This is a genomic window from Streptomyces sp. NPDC048191, from assembly GCF_040652655.1.
GTDB lineage: Bacteria > Actinomycetota > Actinomycetes > Streptomycetales > Streptomycetaceae > Streptomyces.
Genome location: NZ_JBEZMO010000015.1, coordinates 1 through 19964, shown reverse-complemented (window position 1 = coordinate 19964; position 19964 = coordinate 1). Strand labels below are relative to the sequence as shown.

The following is a 19964-nucleotide window of genomic DNA, read 5'->3' as shown; positions in this document are numbered from 1 at the left end:
CCGCCTTTCCCTCAGGAGCCCGAAGTGACCAGCTCGGCCTTGCCGGACCTGACCTCGGAAACGGCGTACGGCAGCTTCATGACGCGGTCGATGCCGTACTTGTCGGCGCCGCCGTAGGAGACTTCGCCGAGGATGCCGTGGACCTTCTGCTTCGGGAGCGCGTCCGCGACCTTGGCGGGGTCCAGGGTCTGGGCGTCGTTGACGGCTGCGGCGAGCAGCAGCAGGTTGTCGTAGACGACGGCTGTCCACCCGTCGATCTGCCCCGTCTTCTTCCGCACCGAGGCAGCCCACGCCTTGCCTTCGGGCGTCAGGGCGACCTGGGCCTCCAGCGCCGGCGCGGACAGGGAGCCCTCGATGTCGCGCGCGCTGACCGTCTTGAGCAGGGTGTCAAGGATGAGGGTGTCGGAGAAGACGAAGATGCCCTTGTACCCCAGTTGGCGTGCCTGCTTGATCGCGACTGCCTGCTGGCTCGGCGGCAGCGGGCCGAAGTCGATGATGTCGGTGGTCTTGGCGATCTTCGACATCACGGGAGCGAAGTCGGTGACATCGCGGCCGACGAGTTCGGTGTGCGCCGTGAAGCCCAGGTCTTCGCCGATCTTGGCGGCGTCAGGACTCAGGCTCTGGCCCAGGTCGTCGTCGGGGTACAGGAGGACGAGACGGCCCGCGAGCCCGCCCTCGGACCGGCGGTGCTCGAGAATGGCCTTCAGAGCCTCGCGCGTGTCGTAAAGGGGGCGGAACGTCTTCGACTGGTCCTTGCCGATGAAGTCGTCGCCTGCCGCCGTTGCGAAGAGGAGCGCGTTCTCCTTGTTCACCAGAGGCTGGACGGCGGGCACGATGCCGCCGCCGAGAACCTCCAGATAACGCACGCCGTCCAGGTCGAGTGCCTGACGGGTGACGGTAACGGCCTTCGTCGGGTCGTACGCCGAGTCGTACTCCTTGATCCTGAACGTGACCGGCTTGCCGTCGATCTTGGCGATCTGGTTCTTGTTCGCGTACGCGACGGCGGTCTGGAGAGAGGCCCGCTCGGCCTCGCCGTAGGAGGCGGCCGATCCCGAGAACGAGCTGACGAGACCTATCGTGAGTTCGTGGCTGCCGTCACGTCCGTTTCCGTTTCCGCTGCCGCTTCCGCAGGCGGTCAGCGCCAGCGCCGCGGCCAGACCGACGGCTGCCGCCTTCCACCTTTTCCCGGTGTTCCGCATCGCTTGGTGTTCCCTTCTTCTCGTACCGGCTGCGGCCTTAGCCGGGTTCTAGGAGCTGATCTGCTTGCGCAGTTCGAACTTCTGGATCTTTCCGGTGGGTGTGACGGGGAACTCGGTGACAAAGTGCACGTGGTCGGGCACCAGGAACTTTGGCGCGCGCTCGGCCACGTGCGCTCTGATCTCGTCCGCCGTGACCCGGTGTCCGGGAGCGGTCTGGACGAATGCCGCGATCTCCTGCTCGGAGAAATCGGAGGCGACACCGACCACGGCGCACTCCAGAACCGCGGGATGGGAACGGATTTCGCGCTCCACCTCGAAGGACGAGATGTTCTCACCACGCTTGCGCAGCGCGTCCTTGGTCCGGTCGACGAAATGGAGGTTCCCCCAGGCGTCCTGTCTGAGGACGTCCCCGGTGTGCAGCCAGCCGTCCCGCAGAGCGGCCTGTGTGGCTTCCGCGTTGCCGTGGTAGCGGCGCAGGAGCATGCCGTCCTCGTCGGTGGCTAGGAGCAGTTCGCCGGGTGCGCCCGGCCGGACGTCGTGCCCCTGGTCGTCGATGAGCCGGATCCGGTATCCGGGACGGAGTCTGCCGAGGCCGGTCCGCAGGCTCGCGTCCCAGGACGAAGCGATGGGGACGTTCGCCTCGGTCGACCCGAAGCAGGTGGTGACGCGCACGTCGAAGCGCGAGCGGAACTCGTCGACACCCTCGATCAGCGGCACCATCAGAACACGGTCGAGCGGGTTCGCCGCGTCGTCGGGCCGCGCGGGCTGGTTGAGCAAGAACTGGGCCATGGCACCGAGCAGGAACGTCGCGGTGACACTGTGCGCCCGGACATCGCTCCAGAAGGAGTTGATGCTGAAGCGCCTGACCAGAACGGTGCAGGCGCCCCGCTGCAAGGCGCTGTAGACGACCCCCCACCGGCCTGCGATGTGGAAGAGCGGCAGCGGAGCGTAGTAGACGTCCCCGGGGGTGAGGTCCAGCAGGTCGGCCACCGCCGACGCGTACTCGTAGGCGTGCCGTTCGGCGATGACCGCGCCCTTGGACAGCCCCGTTGTCCCGGACGTGTACATCACCGCCGTGTCGGCCAGTTCGTCCCGGCGGACCACTTCACCACGGCCGGCGGTGGGCGGCAGCGGGCGCACCGTGGCGCCCGCCGAGGCGTCATGATCGACCACCAGGATCGATGCCAGGACCTCGCTGCCGGCCGCGGCGAGCCGGTCCGTGTACTGGGACTCGGTGATGACGGTACGAGCGCCGGAGTCGCGCACGATGTGGGCGAGTGTCTCGCCGATGTAGGCCGTGTTCACGGGGACTTCCACGAAGCCGCCCAGAGCGAGCGCGAGCCAGGTGATGACCGACTGCTCGGAGTTGCCGAGCATCACCAGGACCGGTTCGCCTGCCGGGAGCCCCTCCTCCTGCAGCACACCCAGGCGGCTGAGCGCGGCGTTCCTGAGTTCCCAGAAGGTGAGGGTCGTGCCGTCAAAGACGAGTGCTGGCTCATCCGGCCAGGCCGCCACCGCGTGGTCAAGGGCGGCGTGGATTGTCCTGTGCGTTGCGCTTTTCAAGGGGTGCCTCACTTACCTGTGCCGGCAATGACCGGATGGATCGCGCTCTGCCCGCGTGAACGGCGGAAGCTAGAGCTCGACTGCGAGATCAAATGCCGCATGCACAGCTCCTTCGATGCGATGCGGGTGGAGAACGTCGCCGACCGCACGCACTTCGAGCGACTCGGGCAGGTCCTCGAAGAGTTCGGCGCGTGGTTCGGTCCAGGTGTGCACGACGTAGTCGGCGGCGATCGTGATGTCCTGGCGTGCCCGCTCGGTCGGCCGGCCATGTGCGTCCACATCGCGGTACGTCATGGTGGCGAGTCCGCCGACTCCACCGTGGAGGACGCCCTTGGCGACGTCGTAGGCGTGGACCTGCGTGGAGCAACGGATGGTGACCCCGGCGGCTTCGAGGCGCGTCAGGAAGTCGTGGCGGACCTCCGGTTCGACCAGTTCCCCGGGCCCGGGGCGTGCGGTCAGCAGTTGGACATCGCACCCCCGGGCCGCGGCCGAAAGTGCAGCGGACATGCCCGAGGTGCGATCGGACTCGTCGACCACCACGACCGTGCCCGAGAGCTTCGGCCGGCCCGAGACCACATCCGCAGCGGCGAGGAGCCGCGGATGGTCCCGTGGTGCCCACTGCGGCAACGTCTCGGACGCACCCGTGGCCAGGACCACGACGTCGGGCTCCAGGGCGACGACGTCCGAGGCCTCGGCGGTCCTGCGCAACCGCACGTCGACCCCGAGCCGGCGCACCTCGTTGCCCAGCCAGTCCACCGCGTCGACCAGTCCGTCACGTCCGTCGGTCTTCGCGGCGACTCGTACGACCCCGCCCAGCTCCGGACGCTCGTCGAAGAGGGTCACCCGATGCCCCCGCAAGGCGCTGACGCGTGCGGTCTCGAGCCCGGCCGGGCCACCGCCGACCACGACCACACGGCGGCTCGTCGGCGCCGGAGTGGTCTCCAGGTCGCGCACCAGGCGCTCCCGCCCCGTCACCGGGTTGTAGACGCACTTCACGTTGCGGTGCCGCTCCAGCTCGCCGAGACACATCTGTACGCACCCGATGCATGGCCGGATCTCGTCGGTCCGACCCTCCCGCACCTTGGTGACCAGGTGGGGGTCGGCGATGTGCGCGCGCGTCATCCCGACGAAGTCCGCGTCGCCGTCCTCGATGGCCTGCGCCGCCATCGACGGATCGGTGATCCTGCCGACCGCGCACACCGGCACCTCCACCCGCTCCCGCACCTTCCGCGCGTAGTGCAGATAACAGCCGCGCGGGGCAGCCATGGTGGGAACCACCGAGCCGTCGAAGTTGGCCGAGACGTTGATCGCGTCGACCAGTCCCGTCCCTGCGATGCGCTGGTCGATGTCCAGCCAGGCTTCCTGGTCAAGTGAACCGGGCACCTCGTCGGCGCCGTTGACGCGGACCACGAGGATCGCGTCCCCGATGGCCGCGCGCACCGTCTCCAGGATCTCCCTGCAGAACCGGAATCTGCGGTCGTCGTCACCGCCGTACTCGTCCTCGCGCCGGTTGGTCAGCGGGGAGAGGAACTGGTTGATCAGCAGGCCGTGCCCGGCCGAGATCTCGACGCCGTCCATGCCGGCACGCACAGATCTCCTGGCCGCCGCCCCGAACGCCTCGACGATCGTGCGCACTTCGGCACGGCTCATGGCGTGCGGCATGCTCCCCCACGAGTGGTGGGAGACCTGCGAGGGTGACCAGGCCGGCCCGGTGGCGCCGTCCGTGCGCGTCCCCATGTGCCCCAGCTGCGTCAGGATGAGGCCGCCGTGCTCGTGGACGGCGGCGCTGAGCCGCTCGTAGCGCGGCACGATCCGGTCGTCGAAGTTGTGGTAGATCCCGTAGGGCGTGGGCGAGCTGGGGTGGACCGCGGCCAGTCCCATGGTGACCATGGCGGCCCCGCCCCGGGCACGCTCGGCGTGATAGGCGACGTCATCGTCGTTCGGAAGGGATGCGGCGTCGATGTTGTGCGTCGCGTGCGCGGTCACCACGACCCGGTTGCGCAACGTTCGCTTGCCGAGTGTCAGGGGTCGTAGCAGCGCGGCGAGGCTGCCCCCCTCGCGGGTTTCGCGGATGCTCACTTGATCTCCATGGTTGAGGGGACCTGTCACCGGACCGGCGAAGGTGCGCGCTGCGCGCGGTGGTGTGTCTCACACGTCGCGCCGCACCTCGCCGGCCTCGGAACCCTCGGAACGGTGAAGTAGCGCGGGTCAGTAGGTGATGACGGTCCGGCCGCCCTCGCCTTTGCCCATCGCGGCGAAGGACTCGTTGATCTCATGGATCGACACGGTGCGGCCGACCAGCTGGTCCAGGTCGAGCTTGCCCTGCATGTACAGGTCCACCAGGCGCGGGAAGTCCAGTGCGGGGTGGCAGCTTCCGTAGTTGCTGCCGATCAGCGACTTCTCGCGGTCCGACATGACCATGGGGTCGATCTCGATCGTCACGCCCTCGGCCGCCTGCCCCACCACCACGGCGGTGCCGCCCGGCCGGATGAGCTCGTAGGCGGCCTCGATGGTCGGCTTCAGGCCGATGGCCTCGAAGGCCCAGTCGACGCCGGCCTCACCGACGAGTTGGCGGACCGCCTCGGCGAGGTCGGTCTGCCGGGGGTTGATCACTGCCGTGGCGCCCAGCGACCGGGCGCGCTCCAGCGAACCCTCGTTGACATCCACGGCGATGATCTGACCGGCCGAGACCAGGGTGGCGCCCATGATGACCGAGAGGCCGACGCCGCCGCAGCCGATGACGAGCACCGTGTCGCGCGGCTGGACGCCCGCGGTGTTGATGACGGCGCCGACGCCGGTGGCCACGGCGCAGCCGACCAGCGCCGCCTTGTCCAGCGGTGCGTCCTTGCGGACAGGGATGGCACTGGACTCCCGGACGACCACGTGGTCGGCGAACGCCCCCGTCGCGAGGTAGCTGGGCACGGGCTCGCCATTGCGGGACAGACGCGAGGTGCCGTCGAACATGACGTTCTGGTAGGCGGTCTCCACGACCTTCGGACACAGCGCCGGCCGACCGGAGTTGCAGTATGTGCAGACACCGCAGTACGGCACCCACGACAGCACGACATGGTCACCGACGACCACGTTGGTCACGCCCGGGCCCACCTTCTCGACGACCCCGGCGCCTTCGTGGCCGAGCACCACCGGTCCCTCGGACGACCACTCACCCTTGACCACGTGGTAATCGCTGTGACAGAGGCCGCTGGCGGCCAGCTTGACGAGTACCTCGCCCTCCTTCGGGTCGTCGAGGTCGAGTTCCTCGACCATCATCGGCTTTCCGACGGATTCGAACACTGCGGCGGTGACCTTCATGGCACGTCCTTTCATGAGAATCAGGTGAGTGGTGGTCGGCCGGTGAACGGCGGGAACCGGGTCAGTCGCGGGCAGCGCCCATGGCCAACGCCACGTGCTTGGTGCGGGTGTAGTCGTCGAGGGCGTAGGTGGCGTTGTCCCGGCCGTATCCGGAGTGGCCGAAACCCACCCAGGGCATCTCGGTGGCCACCGCGAGGTGGGAGTTCGCCCAGACAGTGCCGAAGCCGAGCTGCTCGACAGCGCGGAGCATGCGGCCCGGGTCGGCGGTCCACACGGAAGCGGCGAGCCCGTACACGACGTCGTTGGCCTTCGCGATCGCCTCGGACTCGGTGGCGAACGTCTCCACGGAGATGACCGGGCCGAACACCTCTTCCCGGGCCATCTCGGAGCCTGCGGCAACGTCGGTGATGACGGTCGGCGGGTAGAAGAACCCGGCGCGGTCCGGGACTTGGCCACCGGTGAGAACCTTGGCGCCGTCGCGCCGGGCCCGGTCGACCATGGCGGCGATACGGTCGCGCTGCGCGGCGCTGATCACCGGTCCGAGCTCGACGGCATCCCCTTCGGCGGGGTCACCCATGGTCAGGGCCTCCGCCGCGCGGACGAGCTTCTCGACGAACTCGTCGTGGACGTCCTCGTGACAGATGACCCGAGTGGCCGCGCCGCACTCCTGGCCGGCGTTGACGTAGCCCGCCACGGCCAGGGTCTCCACCGCGGCGTCGAGGTCGGCGTCGTTGAAGACGACGACCGGGGCCTTGCCGCCCAGCTCCAGGTGTACGCGCTTGACCGTGGCAGCCGCGGCCTCCGCGACGCTCTGGCCGGAGCGGACGCTTCCGGTGAGCGCCAGCATGTCGATGCCGGGGTGGTGGCTCATGGCATCGCCGACGATCGATCCGGTGCCCAGGACGACGTTGAGCACGCCGTGAGGGAGGATGTCGGCGGCCAGCTCCATCAGGACGAGGGTGGTCAGAGGCGTCAGCTGGGAAGGCTTCAGCACCATCGTGTTGCCTGCCGCCAGGACGGGGGCGATCTTCCAGGCGGCCATCATCAGCGGGTAGTTCCACGGGGTGATGGCACCGACGACGCCGACCGGTTCACGCCGGATGTACGAGAGGTGCCCCTCGGCGTACTGGCCGGCCGCCGGGGCCTGCGCCGTGCGGGCCGCGCCCGCCATGAAGCGCAGTGAGTCCGAGACGACCGGGATCTCGTCGCTCGCGGCGGCCAGCGGCTTGCCGCCGTTGATCGCTTCGATCCCGGCGAGCAGATCGATGTTGGCATCGACCACGTCGGCCAGCGCGTGGAGAACCTCCGCGCGGTCCGCGGGCGTACGGCCGGCCCAGCCGGGCAGAGCCCGTCGCGCCGCGGCCACCGCCGCATCGACGTGGGCGGGAGTGCCGCTGGGGATGGTGCCCAGCGAGGCCTCACTGGCCGGGTTGATCAGTGCGATGGTGCCGGCGTCGGGCGCGGCGAGGGTGAACGAGCCGTCGATGAAGTGGGCCCTCGGCACCCTTGCGATACGGTCAGCGGCCTCGGTCAGAGTGTCCTTGGTGATCACGATGTCCGGCTCCTAGCTGTCGACGGATGCAGGTTCGGTACGGGCGGTCGGTACGGAGTCCCGGGCGGCCCGGGCTCGTTCGGCGGCTTCGAGCGCGTCGCCGGAAGGGGCGGTCGAGCGTCGCCAGGGGCGCGCCACGGCCATGTAGAGCGCACCGCTGACCAGGACCACGCCGAGGCCGATCAGCACACTCCAGCGGTCGACGAAGGCCAGCGACGCGTCACCGGGCCGGATCAGGACGAGCATCGCGGAGACGCCGTAGACAAGGGCGGCGACATTGACGGCGATTCCTGCGCGGCCGAGGCTCCAGCTGCCGCCGGGCCGCCAGCCCTTGAGCCTCATCCGCAGTGCGGCGAACGCGACCATCTGGAAGCACATGTAGATACCGCAGACCGCGAAGGAGGTGACGCGCGGCAGGCTGTCGGGTTCCACGAGCACCCAGACACAGAGCAACGTCGGAGCCGCGCAGCCGACCAGCATGGCGGCACGCGGGGCACCCTGTGCGGACAACGTCGACAGCTTCCTGCTGCCGGGCAGCATGTCGTCCCGGGCGAAGGCGAAGATCAGCCGGCTGAGTGCGGCCTCCAGCGACAGCGTGCACGAGATGAACGCGGTCAGCGCCACCACCAGGAAGATCTTGGTGCCGACCGGTCCGACCGTGGCTTCCAGGATCGCCGAGACGGGGTCGGGGACCTTGCCGCTGACGATGTCCGGCAGGTTCGGGGCCGCCAGGATGAAGCCGATGAACGCCAGACCCGCCGAGAACAGCCCGGTCACGACGGTCAGGATCATCGCCTTCGGGATGGCGCGGCCCGGGTTCTTGACCTCTTCAGCGACGTCCCCGCAGGCCTCGAACCCGTAGAAGAGGTACAGACCGGTGAGCGCGGCCAGCAGGAAGGTCCGGTAGTACGGCGCGTCACCGCCGGCGCCCATCGTGTCGAAGAAGACGCTGGGGGAGTTGTGGCGCTGGAAGATCAGCAGGTAGAGGCCGCAGAAGATCACGCCCACGATCTCCGCGTAGAAGCCGATGCGGACGACCGTGCCGAGGGTCCGGGTGCCGCTGAGGTTGAACACCATCGCCAGCAGCAGCAGACCGACGGCGATCAGGAAGGTCTGGACGGTGGTCGGCGTGAAGCCGAAGAGGCGGCCGACGAAGGGGGCGGCGAAATACGACAGCGACGTGATGGTGACGATCAGCGCGCACAGGTAGATCCAGGCGGCCAGCCAGGCGTAGCGCGGCCCCCACAGCCGACGCGCCCACGGGTAGATGCCTCCGGTGATCGGATACTGGGAGACGACCTCACCGAACACGAGGGCCACGAGCATCTGGCCGGCGGCGGCGATGACCAGCCACCAGATCGACGGCGGCCCGGCCGTGGTCAGCCCCAGCGGCATCAGGGCGGCCACGGCGCCCAGGGGTGACAAGTAGGTGAAGCCCAGGGACAGCGTCTCCACAACACCCATCGAGCGTGTGAACTGCGCCGAATCGCCGCCGCCTTCGGGTGGATGGGGCGAGGCCTTGGATGGAATCATCGTGAGTCTCCTCAGAATGTTCGGGGCCGGCTCAGCCGTGCGCCCCGCGGTCACCGCCTGCGTAGTGACGGGGGCTTGCCCGTCGGACATGTGCGGGCAGGGGGGTCAGTGCCTGGTCACGGCAGACGTGCGCTCGCGTTCCACTCGTGGTCCGCCGACAGGCTCGACGGAAGCCCGAGCAGCGCCTGCGCTGCCTGCCGTCCGATGGCCGGCGCCAGCTGGATCCCGGAGGCGCCCGCGCCGACAGCGTTGACGACGTTCTCGGCCGCCGGATGACGACCGACCACGGGCAGCCCGTCCGCGGTCATCGCGCACACGCCGGACCAGGTCCTGCCGACCGTCGCCTCGTCGGCGCCCTTCACACGCTGCGCGAGCAGTTCGACGACCTGCGTCATGTCGTCCTCGTCGAGCGGCTTGGGGCGCAGACTGGGCGTCGCCTCCTTGAGGTTGCCGTCCTCGCTGTGCAGACCGGCGATGAGCTGGTGGGTTCCCTCCTGACGGAAGTACACCCCCGGCACGCCCGATCCCGGGATGTAGTCCATGACGAAGGGCAGCGAACGGGTGGGTGGCTCCTTCAAGTTGGCCACGACGACGCCGTAGAGCTGGTTCGACACCGCTACCGGGGCGTCGAGAAGAGCGGCGATGTCAGGTGCCCACGGCCCCGCCGCGTTCACGACCCAGTCCGCGTCCAGTCGATGGGTGGTCGTCACCAGGGTCCACCCGCCCGAGTCGGCCCGGTCGGCTACGACAAGAGGCGACGACGAGAGCACGCGCACGCCTGCGGCTCGTAGGCGCGCGGTCATCACCGCGCAGAACTCGTATGCGTCGATGTATCCGTCGGAGCGGCCGATGAGACCGCCGACAAGGTCATCGCCCGTCAACAGGTCCGGCCATGAGGAAGCGATCTGGTCCCGGTCCAGGATCTCGGCGTCGACGATCCCGAACGCCTGCTGGAGCGCGCGCGACGCACGGAAGCCGGCCATGTCATCTTCGGTCCGCGCCAGCCGGAGATATCCCGAGCGTGTGAAGGAAAGACCTGTCTCCTCACTCAAGGCATCGAAAAACCGGCGGCCGTATGCCCTGACCTCGATGGCGTCGGCGGTCGAGAACTGCGTCTCCACCATTCCGACGGAGAGACCCGAGGTGCCCTCGCCCGGGTGGGCCATGTCCAGCACCGTGATCTCGAGCGGCGACGAGGCGAGTTCCACGAGGTGCCATGCGGTGCTCAGGCCCAGGACCCCTGCACCGACGATGACGACTTTCTGGGAGATCGGCATTACGCGCCCTCGCGAACTGCCGTAAGTGCATGACGGTAAATCAACGTATGTTCCTTGCCGTTCGCCGTGCGAGGGCTCTCGCTGATACAGAATTCACGCAAGTGGACCTGGCTCGATCCCACGCCGTCGCGTCGGGGCGGAGTGCTCAGAGGCGGTACGTGCCCAACGTCGAGGCCAGCCCGTCCGGGGACACCGCCTCCGCGATCGCCGCGGCGATCCGCTCGGTGGCCGCACGGCTGGTCCGGCTGAGGGCCGTGAACTGGATGTAGCCGTGCACGAGCCCGCTTTCGCGGATAACTCGGGTCGGTACCCCGTTCTCGAGGAGCCCGGCGGCGTATTCGAGCGCCTCGTCCCGGAGCGAATCAAATCCGGCGACCGACACCACGGCAGGGGGCAAGCCGTCCAGGTTCCCGAGCAGCGGGTTGACCCGAGGGTCCGTCATATCGGTCCCGGCCGGCAGATAGTGGTTGCTGAACCACTTGATCTGCTTGGCGGTCAGGGCCGGGCAGTCGGCGAACTCGCGGTGTGAGGGACGCTGGACCGTCAGGGCGGAATCCACGACCGGGTACATCAGAACCTGCAGGAAAGGCTGGACCTCGCGGCCGCGCAGTTGCTGGCACAGCACAGCGGCGATGTTGGCCCCGGCGCTGTCGCCGGCGACGACGATGCGGTGCGGATCGAGACCCCACTGCGCGGCGTGCTCGACCGCGTAGTCCCACGCGGTCAACGCGTCGTCATGCGGGGCGGGGAACGGATGCTCCGGAGCGAGCCGGTACTCGACGGAGAGCACGTCGACGCCGGCCTTGAGAGCCAGGAGCTTCGCCGGAGAGTCGTAGTCGGCTCGGCTGTGGACAACGAACCCGCCCCCGTGGAAGAACAGGAGGAGACCACGCGACGCGGATCCCGCCCGGTATCGGGTGGCCTGCAGTCCGCCGGGCAGCCGGAGTTCTTCCTGGATCGCGAAGGGCGGCATCCGGTCGGCGAACGTCCGGCACTCCGCTGCGATCACCTCACGAGCGCGCACCGGGTCGAGATCGCTGTAGTCGTCGGCCTTTTCGGTCATCTGCATCAGGAGGGCGATCTCGGGCGCCATCTCCTCGCCGTCGGTGTTGACGGGCACGTTCGCCAACCGGCGAAGGATCGGCTGGGGAAGACGACAGGCGAGGATGCCCATCGCCCGCTGCATCCGCTCCGCCAGGGTGAGCTTGGCAGGCGAGGTCATCGTGTCCCTCCCCGCCGATGGGAAGCGGTGGTCTGCAGCTTCCCGTCCTCGGACCGCACCGGCGCCGAGGTCCTGGTGCTGAAGCGCAGATGCCTGTCGAACAGGGCGCCCTTGAGGAGCTTGGCATCCTGGCTGTACGAGGTCAGCATCCGCCAGGGCAGTCCGGGGCCCTGGCGCGGGAGCTTGTCCATCGCCCTCGTGACATAGCCGGCGGTGAGGTCGAGCAGCGGCCGCGTGGGCATGCCCGGATCCGGAACCGGGACGGCGATCTCGTGCCCGTGGGCGTCCATGTACTTAATCAGGTCGCAGATGTAGCGACTGGTGAGGCCCACCTTCAGGGTCCACGACGACGACTTCGTGTATCCGAGCGCCACGACCCAGTTGGGAACACCGGAGAGCAGCATCCCGCGGTACGTCACGGTGTCCGAGAGGACGACGGGCTTTCCGTCCACGCTCTGTTGGACTCCCCCGAAGAACCGCATATTGAGACCCGTCGCCGTCACGATGACGTCGGCCTTCAGCTCGCGTCCCGAGGACAGCAGAATTCCTTCCTTCGTGAAGCGGGCGACCCGGTCCGTGACCACGGATGCCTTCCCGTCGCTGATCGCCCTGAAGAAATCGCCGTCCGGGGTGGCGCACAGCCGTTGGTCCCACGGCTCGTACGGCGGATTGAAGTGGGTGTCGACGTCGAAGCCTTCCGGGAGAGCCTTCTTGGTGTAGTGACGGATCAAGGCACGCCCGGCTCGCGGAAACTTCTGCACAAACCAGACGAAGCTCTGGTCGCGCCAGATGTTCTTGCGCCTCGTCAGCGCGTATCCGCGCTCGGGGCCGAAGAGTTTCGTCAGCTGCAGCGCCAGCGAGTCGACGCGCGGCAACTCCATGATGTAACTCGGCGTCCGCTGGAGCATTGTGACGTGTGCCGCCGCGCCGGGGCCCGCAGTCATGGCTGGCAAGAGGGTGATGGCCGTGGCGCCACTGCCGATGACAACCACCTTCTTACCGGAGTAGTCGTAGTTCTCCGGCCAGTGCTGCGGATGAATGATGTCACCGGTGAACTCGTCGCGGCCCTCGAAGTGGGGCGTGTACCCCTCGTCGTAGCGGTAGTAGCCGGTGGCGCCGTACACCCAGCGGGTCTTCATGGCCAGCTCGGTGACCGCTCCGCGCCCGTCAGTGGTCCGCACCCTCAAGGTCCACAGAGCCTCCTCGCTCGACCAGTCCGCCGACACCACCTCGTGCCGGAGCCGGATGAGCCTTTCCAGGCCGTACTCCTCGACGGTCTCCCGCAGGTAGTCACGAATCAGGTGGCCGTCGGCAATGGCGGACTCGTGGCGCCACGGCTTGAACTCGTATCCATAAGTGTGCAGATCGGAATCCGACCGGATGCCGGGGTACCGGAAGAGGTCCCACGTGCCTCCGATGTTGTCGCGCCCTTCGAGCACCGCGATCTTCTTGCTCGGGAACTCCTTCGTCAGGTAGCAGGCGGCTCCGATTCCGGAAACACCCGCCCCGATGACGACGACGTCAAAACACTCTGCCGAAACGGTAGAGGTATCCATGCCACCACTCCCTTACATCTGTGGTTCAGCGGCTGGACACATGGTGCCTAGGATTGGTGTGGCGCTATACACACAGGACGCGCAAGTTCCGACGGATCATGGTGCACATTGCACACTTCCGGTGCCCGAGCGTCGAACGGCGGCGAACTCTGAGTCGGCGATGCCGAGCAGCGCAGCGGCCCCGCGGGCCGGTGCGTACGGGGCCTGTGAGGTCGGGGGCAGGGCCCTCGGGTCAGTCGCTCCGCTGCTGGTCCTGCCGGAGCTCAACGAGCATCAGGGCTGCGTCGACGCCGGTGGGATCCTGATCGAGAGGCCGCGGCAGCATGGCCCTTGCGCGGGCCAGCCGGCGGTCGACTGTGTTCCGGTGGGCAAACATCCGGTCCGCCGTGCTAGAGATATTGAATCCCTCGCTCACGTACATGCGGACCGTACGTTGAATGAGCGGGTCAGCCGTCGCGAGCTCACCCAGGGTGGTCGCCACGAACTGCTCCGCCTTGGCGAGATCGGCGGTCAGCAGATCAACAAGTTGAACATCCTCGTAGCGCACGACGACATGCGGAGACCGCAGGCGCGCGAGGAGCCGCTGCGCCGCGACGGCATCCAGATGACTCGTGCGGAATCCCTCGACGTCCGATGCCGGTCGTCCGAACGCCACCCTGATACCCGGGGTCTTCATGAGAATGTTCTGGATCCTCGCCACCGGCGGGACGACTCTGGCCGGCATCCACAGCCATTGGGCGGCGGTACTCACCACCAGCGTCAGACGACGAGTGGTACCGCATGCCCGCATGACGTGCTCGGCCGCTGCCTCCAGGTGGGGGGCGTCCTCTTCGGAATCGGCCCACACGATGGCCGCGACGTGATGCCCCGTCAAGGCGTAGCCGAGCTGCTCCTCCGCTCGTACGCGGCTGATGGGTGCGCCTTCCAGCAGGAGCTGCGCTGTGGCGAACCGCTGGGGGGTGTGGGCATCGCGCCCCAGCTCCGACCGGACGTCGTCCGCGTACGCCGCCACTGCGGCGATCGAGTCGTCGACGAACGTCGTCATCGAGTTGCCGGACACCTCGACCAGTTCACGCAACTCGTCATGATCCGTGGTGGCGGCGAAGCAGGCGTCGATCCACCACTGCCATCCGACCCGCTGCGCTGCCCTCCACGACCCGAGGTCGTCGATGTCCATGCCGCGCAGCACAAGGTCCCGGGCGTAGATGTACATCTCCCGGTCCCCGGACGGCGGCACTCGACGGCCCGGATGGTGCAGGTTCGACACGAGCCAGTGCGTCATGTTGGACTTGTTGAGGCGCCGGTCGGCTTCCGCCAGCACGGGATCGTCCACAAATTCCCGCTCACGTGTACCGGCCTGCGACGCGGCCCACAGCCTGTCCAGAAAGTCCTCTGACAGGGGCAGCTTCTGCTCGGCGATTGCCCGGATCAGCTCGGAGACTCGTGCGGACGGGGCTGGCCACAACTCTTCCATAGCATGCACAGCGTAGTCCCGGCGGCCTGGTGCGGAGAAGCGCCGGGCTGGGGCGAACCAGCGTGCAGGTGCTGCCTGCGGCTGTCCGCAGGTGCACACACCTGCGCCGCGCCCTGATCCTCGACGAGGGCTAGCCACGGCCTGCTCCTGGTCGCCTGGCTCACCCTCAGGAAACGGCCGTCCGGATAGGTCACCGCCATTTGACAGGCCGTAACAGGATCCGTGATCCTCCTGACCCACAGCATGGTGTTGCGGCCACAGCCGCTCTGGAGTGCACGCCGTTGCAAGGCCCAGTTCGGGCTCGCTGTCCGTGCCCGACCCTTTCACCCGCATTCACTCGCCCGGCACCTGGCGCATCACACCACGCCTCGAGTGGAGGCGAATGCGAGCGGCCGCCTTCGCACCAAGTGAGGAACGCCGCTCACGCCGATCCGCGGCAACGTTGCGGTGAGCACAGCAGTCTGCCCCTTTCGGACCTCGGCAGGGCGCGCCCAGCCGTCTTTCACGCGTCGTCTCCCGCCGTCAGCCCGGTCATCCGTCGTCCCTCCGGAACGTCCGTGCGGCGACAGGTCACCCGCTTCCACGCCCCAGTCACCCACCTCACCCTCCGGAGGTTTCCGTGCGCTTCTCCCACGCTCCTGCTCCGTCCGACCGACCACCGACGCCCCACCTCTCGGTCGATGCCCCGCAACAAGAACGCCTTTCCACACTCCGCGAGGCCGTGCACCGCGCCGACGGCGCATTCCTTGTCCTGAACGCGGTTCCTCTCGCGGCCGGTACCGTGCTGTCGTCGTTCACGGACGTGCCCTCGGTACCTGTGTACGGGCAGCTCACGCTGGGCGTGGTGTGGGGCTTCCTGCAATGCACCCTCCTCGTCGCCACTGCCTGGCTGTACGAGGACCGGTCCACGCGTTCGTGCGATCCCCTCGTCGAGCAGTCCCTGAGCTCATGCCTTCCTCAGGTCGAGACGCCCCTTACTCCTCCCGTCAACGAGCCCTGGCGGTGAAGCGGTGAACGGGCACATCCTCAGCTCCGGCCCGGTCGAACCGCTCGGTACGGACACCCAGGCCCCTGTGATCATTGCCTTTCTGGTCTTCATCGGGATTTCCCTCCTGTGGGTTCTGGCGCTCGCCACGCAGGAGGACAACCCGGAAAGGCTCTACACCGCGGACCGGTCGCTGTCACCGCTCTTCAACGGGATCGCCATGGCGGGCGAGCAGATCACCGTCATCAACCTGTTGGCGATCCCGGGAGGCATTGCCCTTTTCGGCTACGACGCGTTCACCGTCGCCGTCGACTACGTCGTAGCGCTGGGCGTACTGCTGCTCCTTGCCCAGAAGATCCGCAACAGCGGCCTGTACACCCTCGGCGATCTCTTCTCCGTGCGCGTCTCAGGCCCGGGACTGCGCATGGCCGGGGCCGTGGTGACACTGGTCATCGCCATTCCCCTTCTTGTTGTGCAACTGAGGGCGGCCGGCATCGTCACGGCTCTCCTGGTCGGCATGTCGAGCGACGGGGCTCAGGTCCTCTGCACGGTGGTGATGGGCTGCCTCGTCGCTGCCTTCGCCGGGGTGGCGGATCTGAGAGGCACCAGCTTTATGCAGGTCGTCAAGGTACCGTTCACCTTGGTGACACTCGCTGTGGTCACGTTGCTGGCGGCCAGCAAATTCGGGTGGAATCCCGGGAGTCTGCTCGACGCCGCGGTGGCCAACAGCCAGGCACCGGACGCATACATGAGCCCAGGGCTCTGGACGCAGCCAGGGAGCCTCGGACCTCTCAGCACGATCAGCGACCACATCGTGATGATTCTCGGTACGGCCGTGGCGCCTCACCTCATCCTGCGTGTCAGTACCTCCCTGACCGGGCGCACCGCACGCCGATCCATGGGCATCGCCGCGGGGCTGAACGGTGCGTTCTTCCTCCTCCTGACCACGACGGGTTTCGCGGCGGTGGCCGTGGTGGGCAGCAAGGACATCCGCGCCGTCGATGCCAATGGGCAGTCGTCCCCGATCCTGCTCGCTGCGGCCCTGCTGCACGACGGCTCGGCGGCGAAGGTCACGCTCATCACCATCATGGCTTGCGTCGCCTTTCTCGCGGCCCTCACGACCGTGACCAGCGTGACCTTCGCCGCCGCCGTCTCCATCGCCCACGATGTGTTCGCTCGAAGCAAGCGCCGGCACACCGACGTCGGAGAAGTGCGGACGCTGCGTCTGGCAGTGGTGCTTCTGTGCACGGGAGGCCTGTCACTCGCCGCTGCGACCCATCGATATCCGATCGAATTCCTGGTCGTCTTCTCGCTGGGCGTCGCCGCATCATGCGTCTTCCCCGCACTGATCTACTCCTTCTTCTGGTCCGGGTTCCGCCGACGAGGGCTTCTGTGGTCCGTATACGGGGGACTTCTGCTCTGCGCCGTCCTCACCTTCTTCTCCCCCGTCGTCTCCGGAACCCAATACGCACTGTTGCCGGAAGTGGATTTCCATTGGTTTCCGCTGAACAATCCGGGCGTGGTTTCCGTACCGGTCTCATTCATCCTCGGGTGGTACGGCAGCATCACCTCGCCAGAAAATGCTGAGATCGACTTCGAGTGTTTTGAGTACAAGATCCTGACGGGAAGGAATTCGGACTGAGAAGGTCGGCTGCGGCGTCGGGCTCCGGGCCTCCAGGACTCGTCGACGCACGTCGGGCGGGCATGGCCGGAGTGCCTCAGCTCGGCTCCGTCGCTGCTTTCAGCCATAACAACGGGGCGAAGAGATGCTCTGCGGCCCATCCCGTGTGCAGTGTGCACCACGATCTGTTCGAACTAGAGGTGAACTGATGTGGTACGGCGCGGCCCGCAGGACACACACTGGAGATCCAGGTCACAGGCGACGGACGCGCAAGCCCGGTTTCAGCCAACCGAGGGACTGCCTTCGACTGAGGTCGCGCCCGTGAGAGAGGCCCAGCGGTCCTCCCTGAATGCAGTCGTCCTGCGCCCCGACAACGAAAAGGTATGGCATGACCATCTCAGAGGTTTCCCTGCGCCGGATCCCGGCCTCCGCACCGGTCGATGAGATCCTGGCCGTCTTCCACGAGGACGGTGGCGTCATCATCGAAGGGCTCCTCAGCCCGGATCAGGTCGAGCGGTTCAACCGCGAGATCGAGCAGCCGCTGCGAGAACTGGCCGCCGGCTCCAAGCACGAGGACGAGTTCGTCGCCGAGTTCCACGGGAAGAACACCAAGCGGCTCACGAACCTGGTCACGCGCAGCGAGACGTTCCGGGGCGAGATCATCGACCACGACCTGGTGCACGCCCTCGCCGACGCCGTCTACCTGGAGGAGTCGGGCAGCTACTGGATGACCACCGCGCAGGTCATCGAGATCGGGCCCGGCAACGCGGCGCAGTTTCTCCACCGGGACCTGGAGAACTACTTCCCGTTCATCGGTATGGGGCCTGCAGGCCCCGAAGTGACCATCAACTTCCTGATCGCCCTGACCGACTTCTCCGAGGAGAACGGGGCCACCCGGGTCATCCCGCGAAGCAACCACTGGGAGGACTTCGAAGATCGCGGGACTCCCGAGCAGACGATCCCGGCTCTCCTGCGTGCGGGCGACGCGCTCTTCTTCAGCGGGAAGACGGTGCACGGCGGTGGTGCCAACGTCACGTCCGACGAGTACCGGCGGGCGGTAGGTTTCGCTCTCAATCCCGGTTACCTGGTCGGCGAGGAAGCTCATCCCTTCCTGATCGACCTCGACCTGGCCAAGACTCTCTCGCAGCGGGTGCAGCGCCTGATCGGATTCCGCTCGCAGTACCCGAAGGGCTCCCCGGGGCTGTGGCAGGTCGACTACAGCGAGCTTGCAGATCACCTCGGGCTGTGATGCCCGCTCTACCGAGACGCTGAATCGACGACGGCGACACGTAGGTGAGCCCGCCTGACGACGGACATCTCTGGCATCAGAGGCCCTGCGGAGTGCAACCTGTCGTGTCGCGTTGGAGCAACCCGGCTGTCCCCGCCTTCCGGCGCGGGCGGGGCCGGCCGACCTGCGCGAGGTCATGGTGCGTTGCGCACCGCCATCGACGTAACCGCGGGGTTTCTTCTCGTAGCTCGGTGCTGTCTGAAAAGGCACCGTAGGCGCCCTACGGTCCGCTGCCTCGTGTCCCCAAGGCGCCCCCGAGAACCCGGACCGGAGGCCAGGCCGCACGCCGTGCGACCTACTCCGCCAGGCCTTCCGGTGAATCGCGAGCATCGCGTTATAGGAGCAATTCGTGCAGTCAAGACCATCAAACAGCAAGTGGCGCATGCTTGCGGTCTCCTTCCTGATCATCGTGGGCATGTCTCTGCCGTACTACGGCTGGACGCCCAGCCTGACCGCGATCGCGGCGGACCTATCCCTCGACTACACGCAGGCCGCTTCGCTCATGTCCGTGACCGCCGCCATGGGCGGCATCGCGGTGCTTCTGGGTGGAGCGCTTGTCGTCAAAGTGGGGCCCAAGAGCGTCATCCTCGCGGCGCTGGCCCTCGCCATCGCGGGCCAGATCCTCTTCGCCTACGTGGACGGCTACACCGGTGCGCTGGTGGCACGCGCCATCAGCGGTGCGGCCGTCGGCCTCCTGATCGTGGCTCCCTACACGCTGGCCATCAGCTGGTTCCTCGAGTCGGGGCAGGCCGGCCGGGCGGCCGGCGTGATGCTGGCGGGTGACGGCATCGGGGTCCTCTTCGCACTCGTTGTGTTCGCCATGGTGCTCGGATCCGTGGACTGGCGCGGCGCGCTGCTGGCGCAGGCCGGCTATCTGGCGCTCCTCTTCCTCACGGCCCTCGTCTTCCTGAGGAATGCACCCGCACCGGAAACGGCAGAAGAGCAAGGACACGACGCCGAAGGCACTCGGACGAAGGCGTTCGGCGCGATTCTGCGCGCGGTCCGCACGCGGCCCGTGCTCTCCGCAATGGCGTTCTACACGGGAACCTGGGGGCTCTTCTCACTCGTCGTGAGCTGGATGCCCACCATTCTGATGAAGGCCGGCTGGCCGCAGGCCGTCGCGGGGCTGTTCTCGTCCTCGGCCAGCCTTGCCGGCATCATCACCGCTGTCGCCTTCGGCCTGTTGTCCTACAGGGTCACCGGCCGCCGCAAGCTCATCATCGTCCTCGCCGGATTCACGACGGCGGCGTTCGTCGGTCTGCTCTGCTTCTCGGTCGCCGTGGGAAGCTACACCCTGGCGGCGGTCTCCCTCCCGCTGATCGGCCTGGCCGCCTACGCGGGAGCCTCACTCTCGCTCACCGCCGCCAACGAGTCGGTCGACG

General features: G+C 67.6%; 14 protein-coding genes. 4 read left to right on the top strand and 10 right to left on the bottom strand.

What is annotated here, in order from left to right:
• Window positions 1-11: 11 nt before the first annotated feature.
• From AB0D93_RS23700 to AB0D93_RS23655, 10 genes are all read right to left on the bottom strand, one after another.
• Window positions 12-1199: an ABC transporter substrate-binding protein gene (locus tag AB0D93_RS23700; RefSeq protein ID WP_362122382.1), complete on the bottom strand. Its 1188-nt coding sequence runs from the start codon at window positions 1197-1199 to the stop codon at window positions 12-14.
• Between the two features lie 48 nt (window positions 1200-1247).
• Window positions 1248-2762 carry an AMP-binding protein gene (locus tag AB0D93_RS23695; RefSeq protein WP_362122380.1) on the bottom strand — a complete coding sequence of 505 codons (1515 nt, stop codon included), beginning with the start codon at window positions 2760-2762 and terminating at the stop codon, window positions 1248-1250.
• A 69-nt stretch (window positions 2763-2831) separates the two neighbouring features.
• A complete protein-coding gene (locus tag AB0D93_RS23690) occupies window positions 2832-4841 on the bottom strand; it encodes an FAD-dependent oxidoreductase (RefSeq protein ID WP_362122378.1) in 2010 nt (669 codons plus the stop codon).
• Between the two features lie 129 nt (window positions 4842-4970).
• Window positions 4971-6074: a Zn-dependent alcohol dehydrogenase gene (locus tag AB0D93_RS23685; RefSeq protein ID WP_362122376.1), complete on the bottom strand. Its 1104-nt coding sequence runs from the start codon at window positions 6072-6074 to the stop codon at window positions 4971-4973.
• Window positions 6075-6135: 61 nt separating this feature from the next.
• On the bottom strand, window positions 6136-7626 hold the full coding sequence (locus AB0D93_RS23680) for an aldehyde dehydrogenase family protein (protein ID WP_362122374.1): 1491 nt from the start codon (window positions 7624-7626) through the stop codon (window positions 6136-6138).
• Window positions 7627-7638: 12 nt separating this feature from the next.
• Entirely contained in the window at window positions 7639-9159 is a 1521-nt protein-coding gene (locus AB0D93_RS23675; protein ID WP_362122372.1) for an APC family permease, read from the bottom strand.
• A 116-nt stretch (window positions 9160-9275) separates the two neighbouring features.
• Window positions 9276-10436 (bottom strand): FAD-dependent oxidoreductase, encoded by a 1161-nt coding sequence (locus AB0D93_RS23670; RefSeq protein ID WP_362122370.1) that lies wholly within the window; start codon window positions 10434-10436, stop codon window positions 9276-9278.
• 145 nt (window positions 10437-10581) lie between these two features.
• Complete coding sequence (locus tag AB0D93_RS23665) at window positions 10582-11610, bottom strand: alpha/beta hydrolase (RefSeq protein ID WP_362122368.1); 1029 nt, start codon at window positions 11608-11610, stop codon at window positions 10582-10584.
• Window positions 11611-11654: 44 nt separating this feature from the next.
• On the bottom strand, window positions 11655-13214 hold the full coding sequence (locus tag AB0D93_RS23660) for an NAD(P)/FAD-dependent oxidoreductase (protein ID WP_362122366.1): 1560 nt from the start codon (window positions 13212-13214) through the stop codon (window positions 11655-11657).
• A 232-nt stretch (window positions 13215-13446) separates the two neighbouring features.
• Complete coding sequence (locus AB0D93_RS23655) at window positions 13447-14688, bottom strand: helix-turn-helix domain-containing protein (RefSeq protein ID WP_362122364.1); 1242 nt, start codon at window positions 14686-14688, stop codon at window positions 13447-13449.
• Window positions 14689-15307: 619 nt separating this feature from the next.
• On the opposite strand from AB0D93_RS23655, the gene AB0D93_RS23650 reads away from it, so the two are divergent.
• From AB0D93_RS23650 to AB0D93_RS23635, 4 genes are all read left to right on the top strand, one after another.
• Window positions 15308-15694 carry a hypothetical protein gene (locus AB0D93_RS23650; protein ID WP_362122362.1) on the top strand — a complete coding sequence of 129 codons (387 nt, stop codon included), beginning with the start codon at window positions 15308-15310 and terminating at the stop codon, window positions 15692-15694.
• A gap of 4 nt (window positions 15695-15698) precedes the next feature.
• Window positions 15699-17315 carry a cation acetate symporter gene (locus AB0D93_RS23645; RefSeq protein ID WP_362122361.1) on the top strand — a complete coding sequence of 539 codons (1617 nt, stop codon included), beginning with the start codon at window positions 15699-15701 and terminating at the stop codon, window positions 17313-17315.
• Window positions 17316-17682: 367 nt separating this feature from the next.
• Window positions 17683-18543: a phytanoyl-CoA dioxygenase family protein gene (locus AB0D93_RS23640; protein WP_362122360.1), complete on the top strand. Its 861-nt coding sequence runs from the start codon at window positions 17683-17685 to the stop codon at window positions 18541-18543.
• Window positions 18544-18997: 454 nt separating this feature from the next.
• The coding region (locus AB0D93_RS23635; RefSeq protein WP_362122358.1) for an MFS transporter at window positions 18998-19964 on the top strand (967 nt) is incomplete at its 3' end.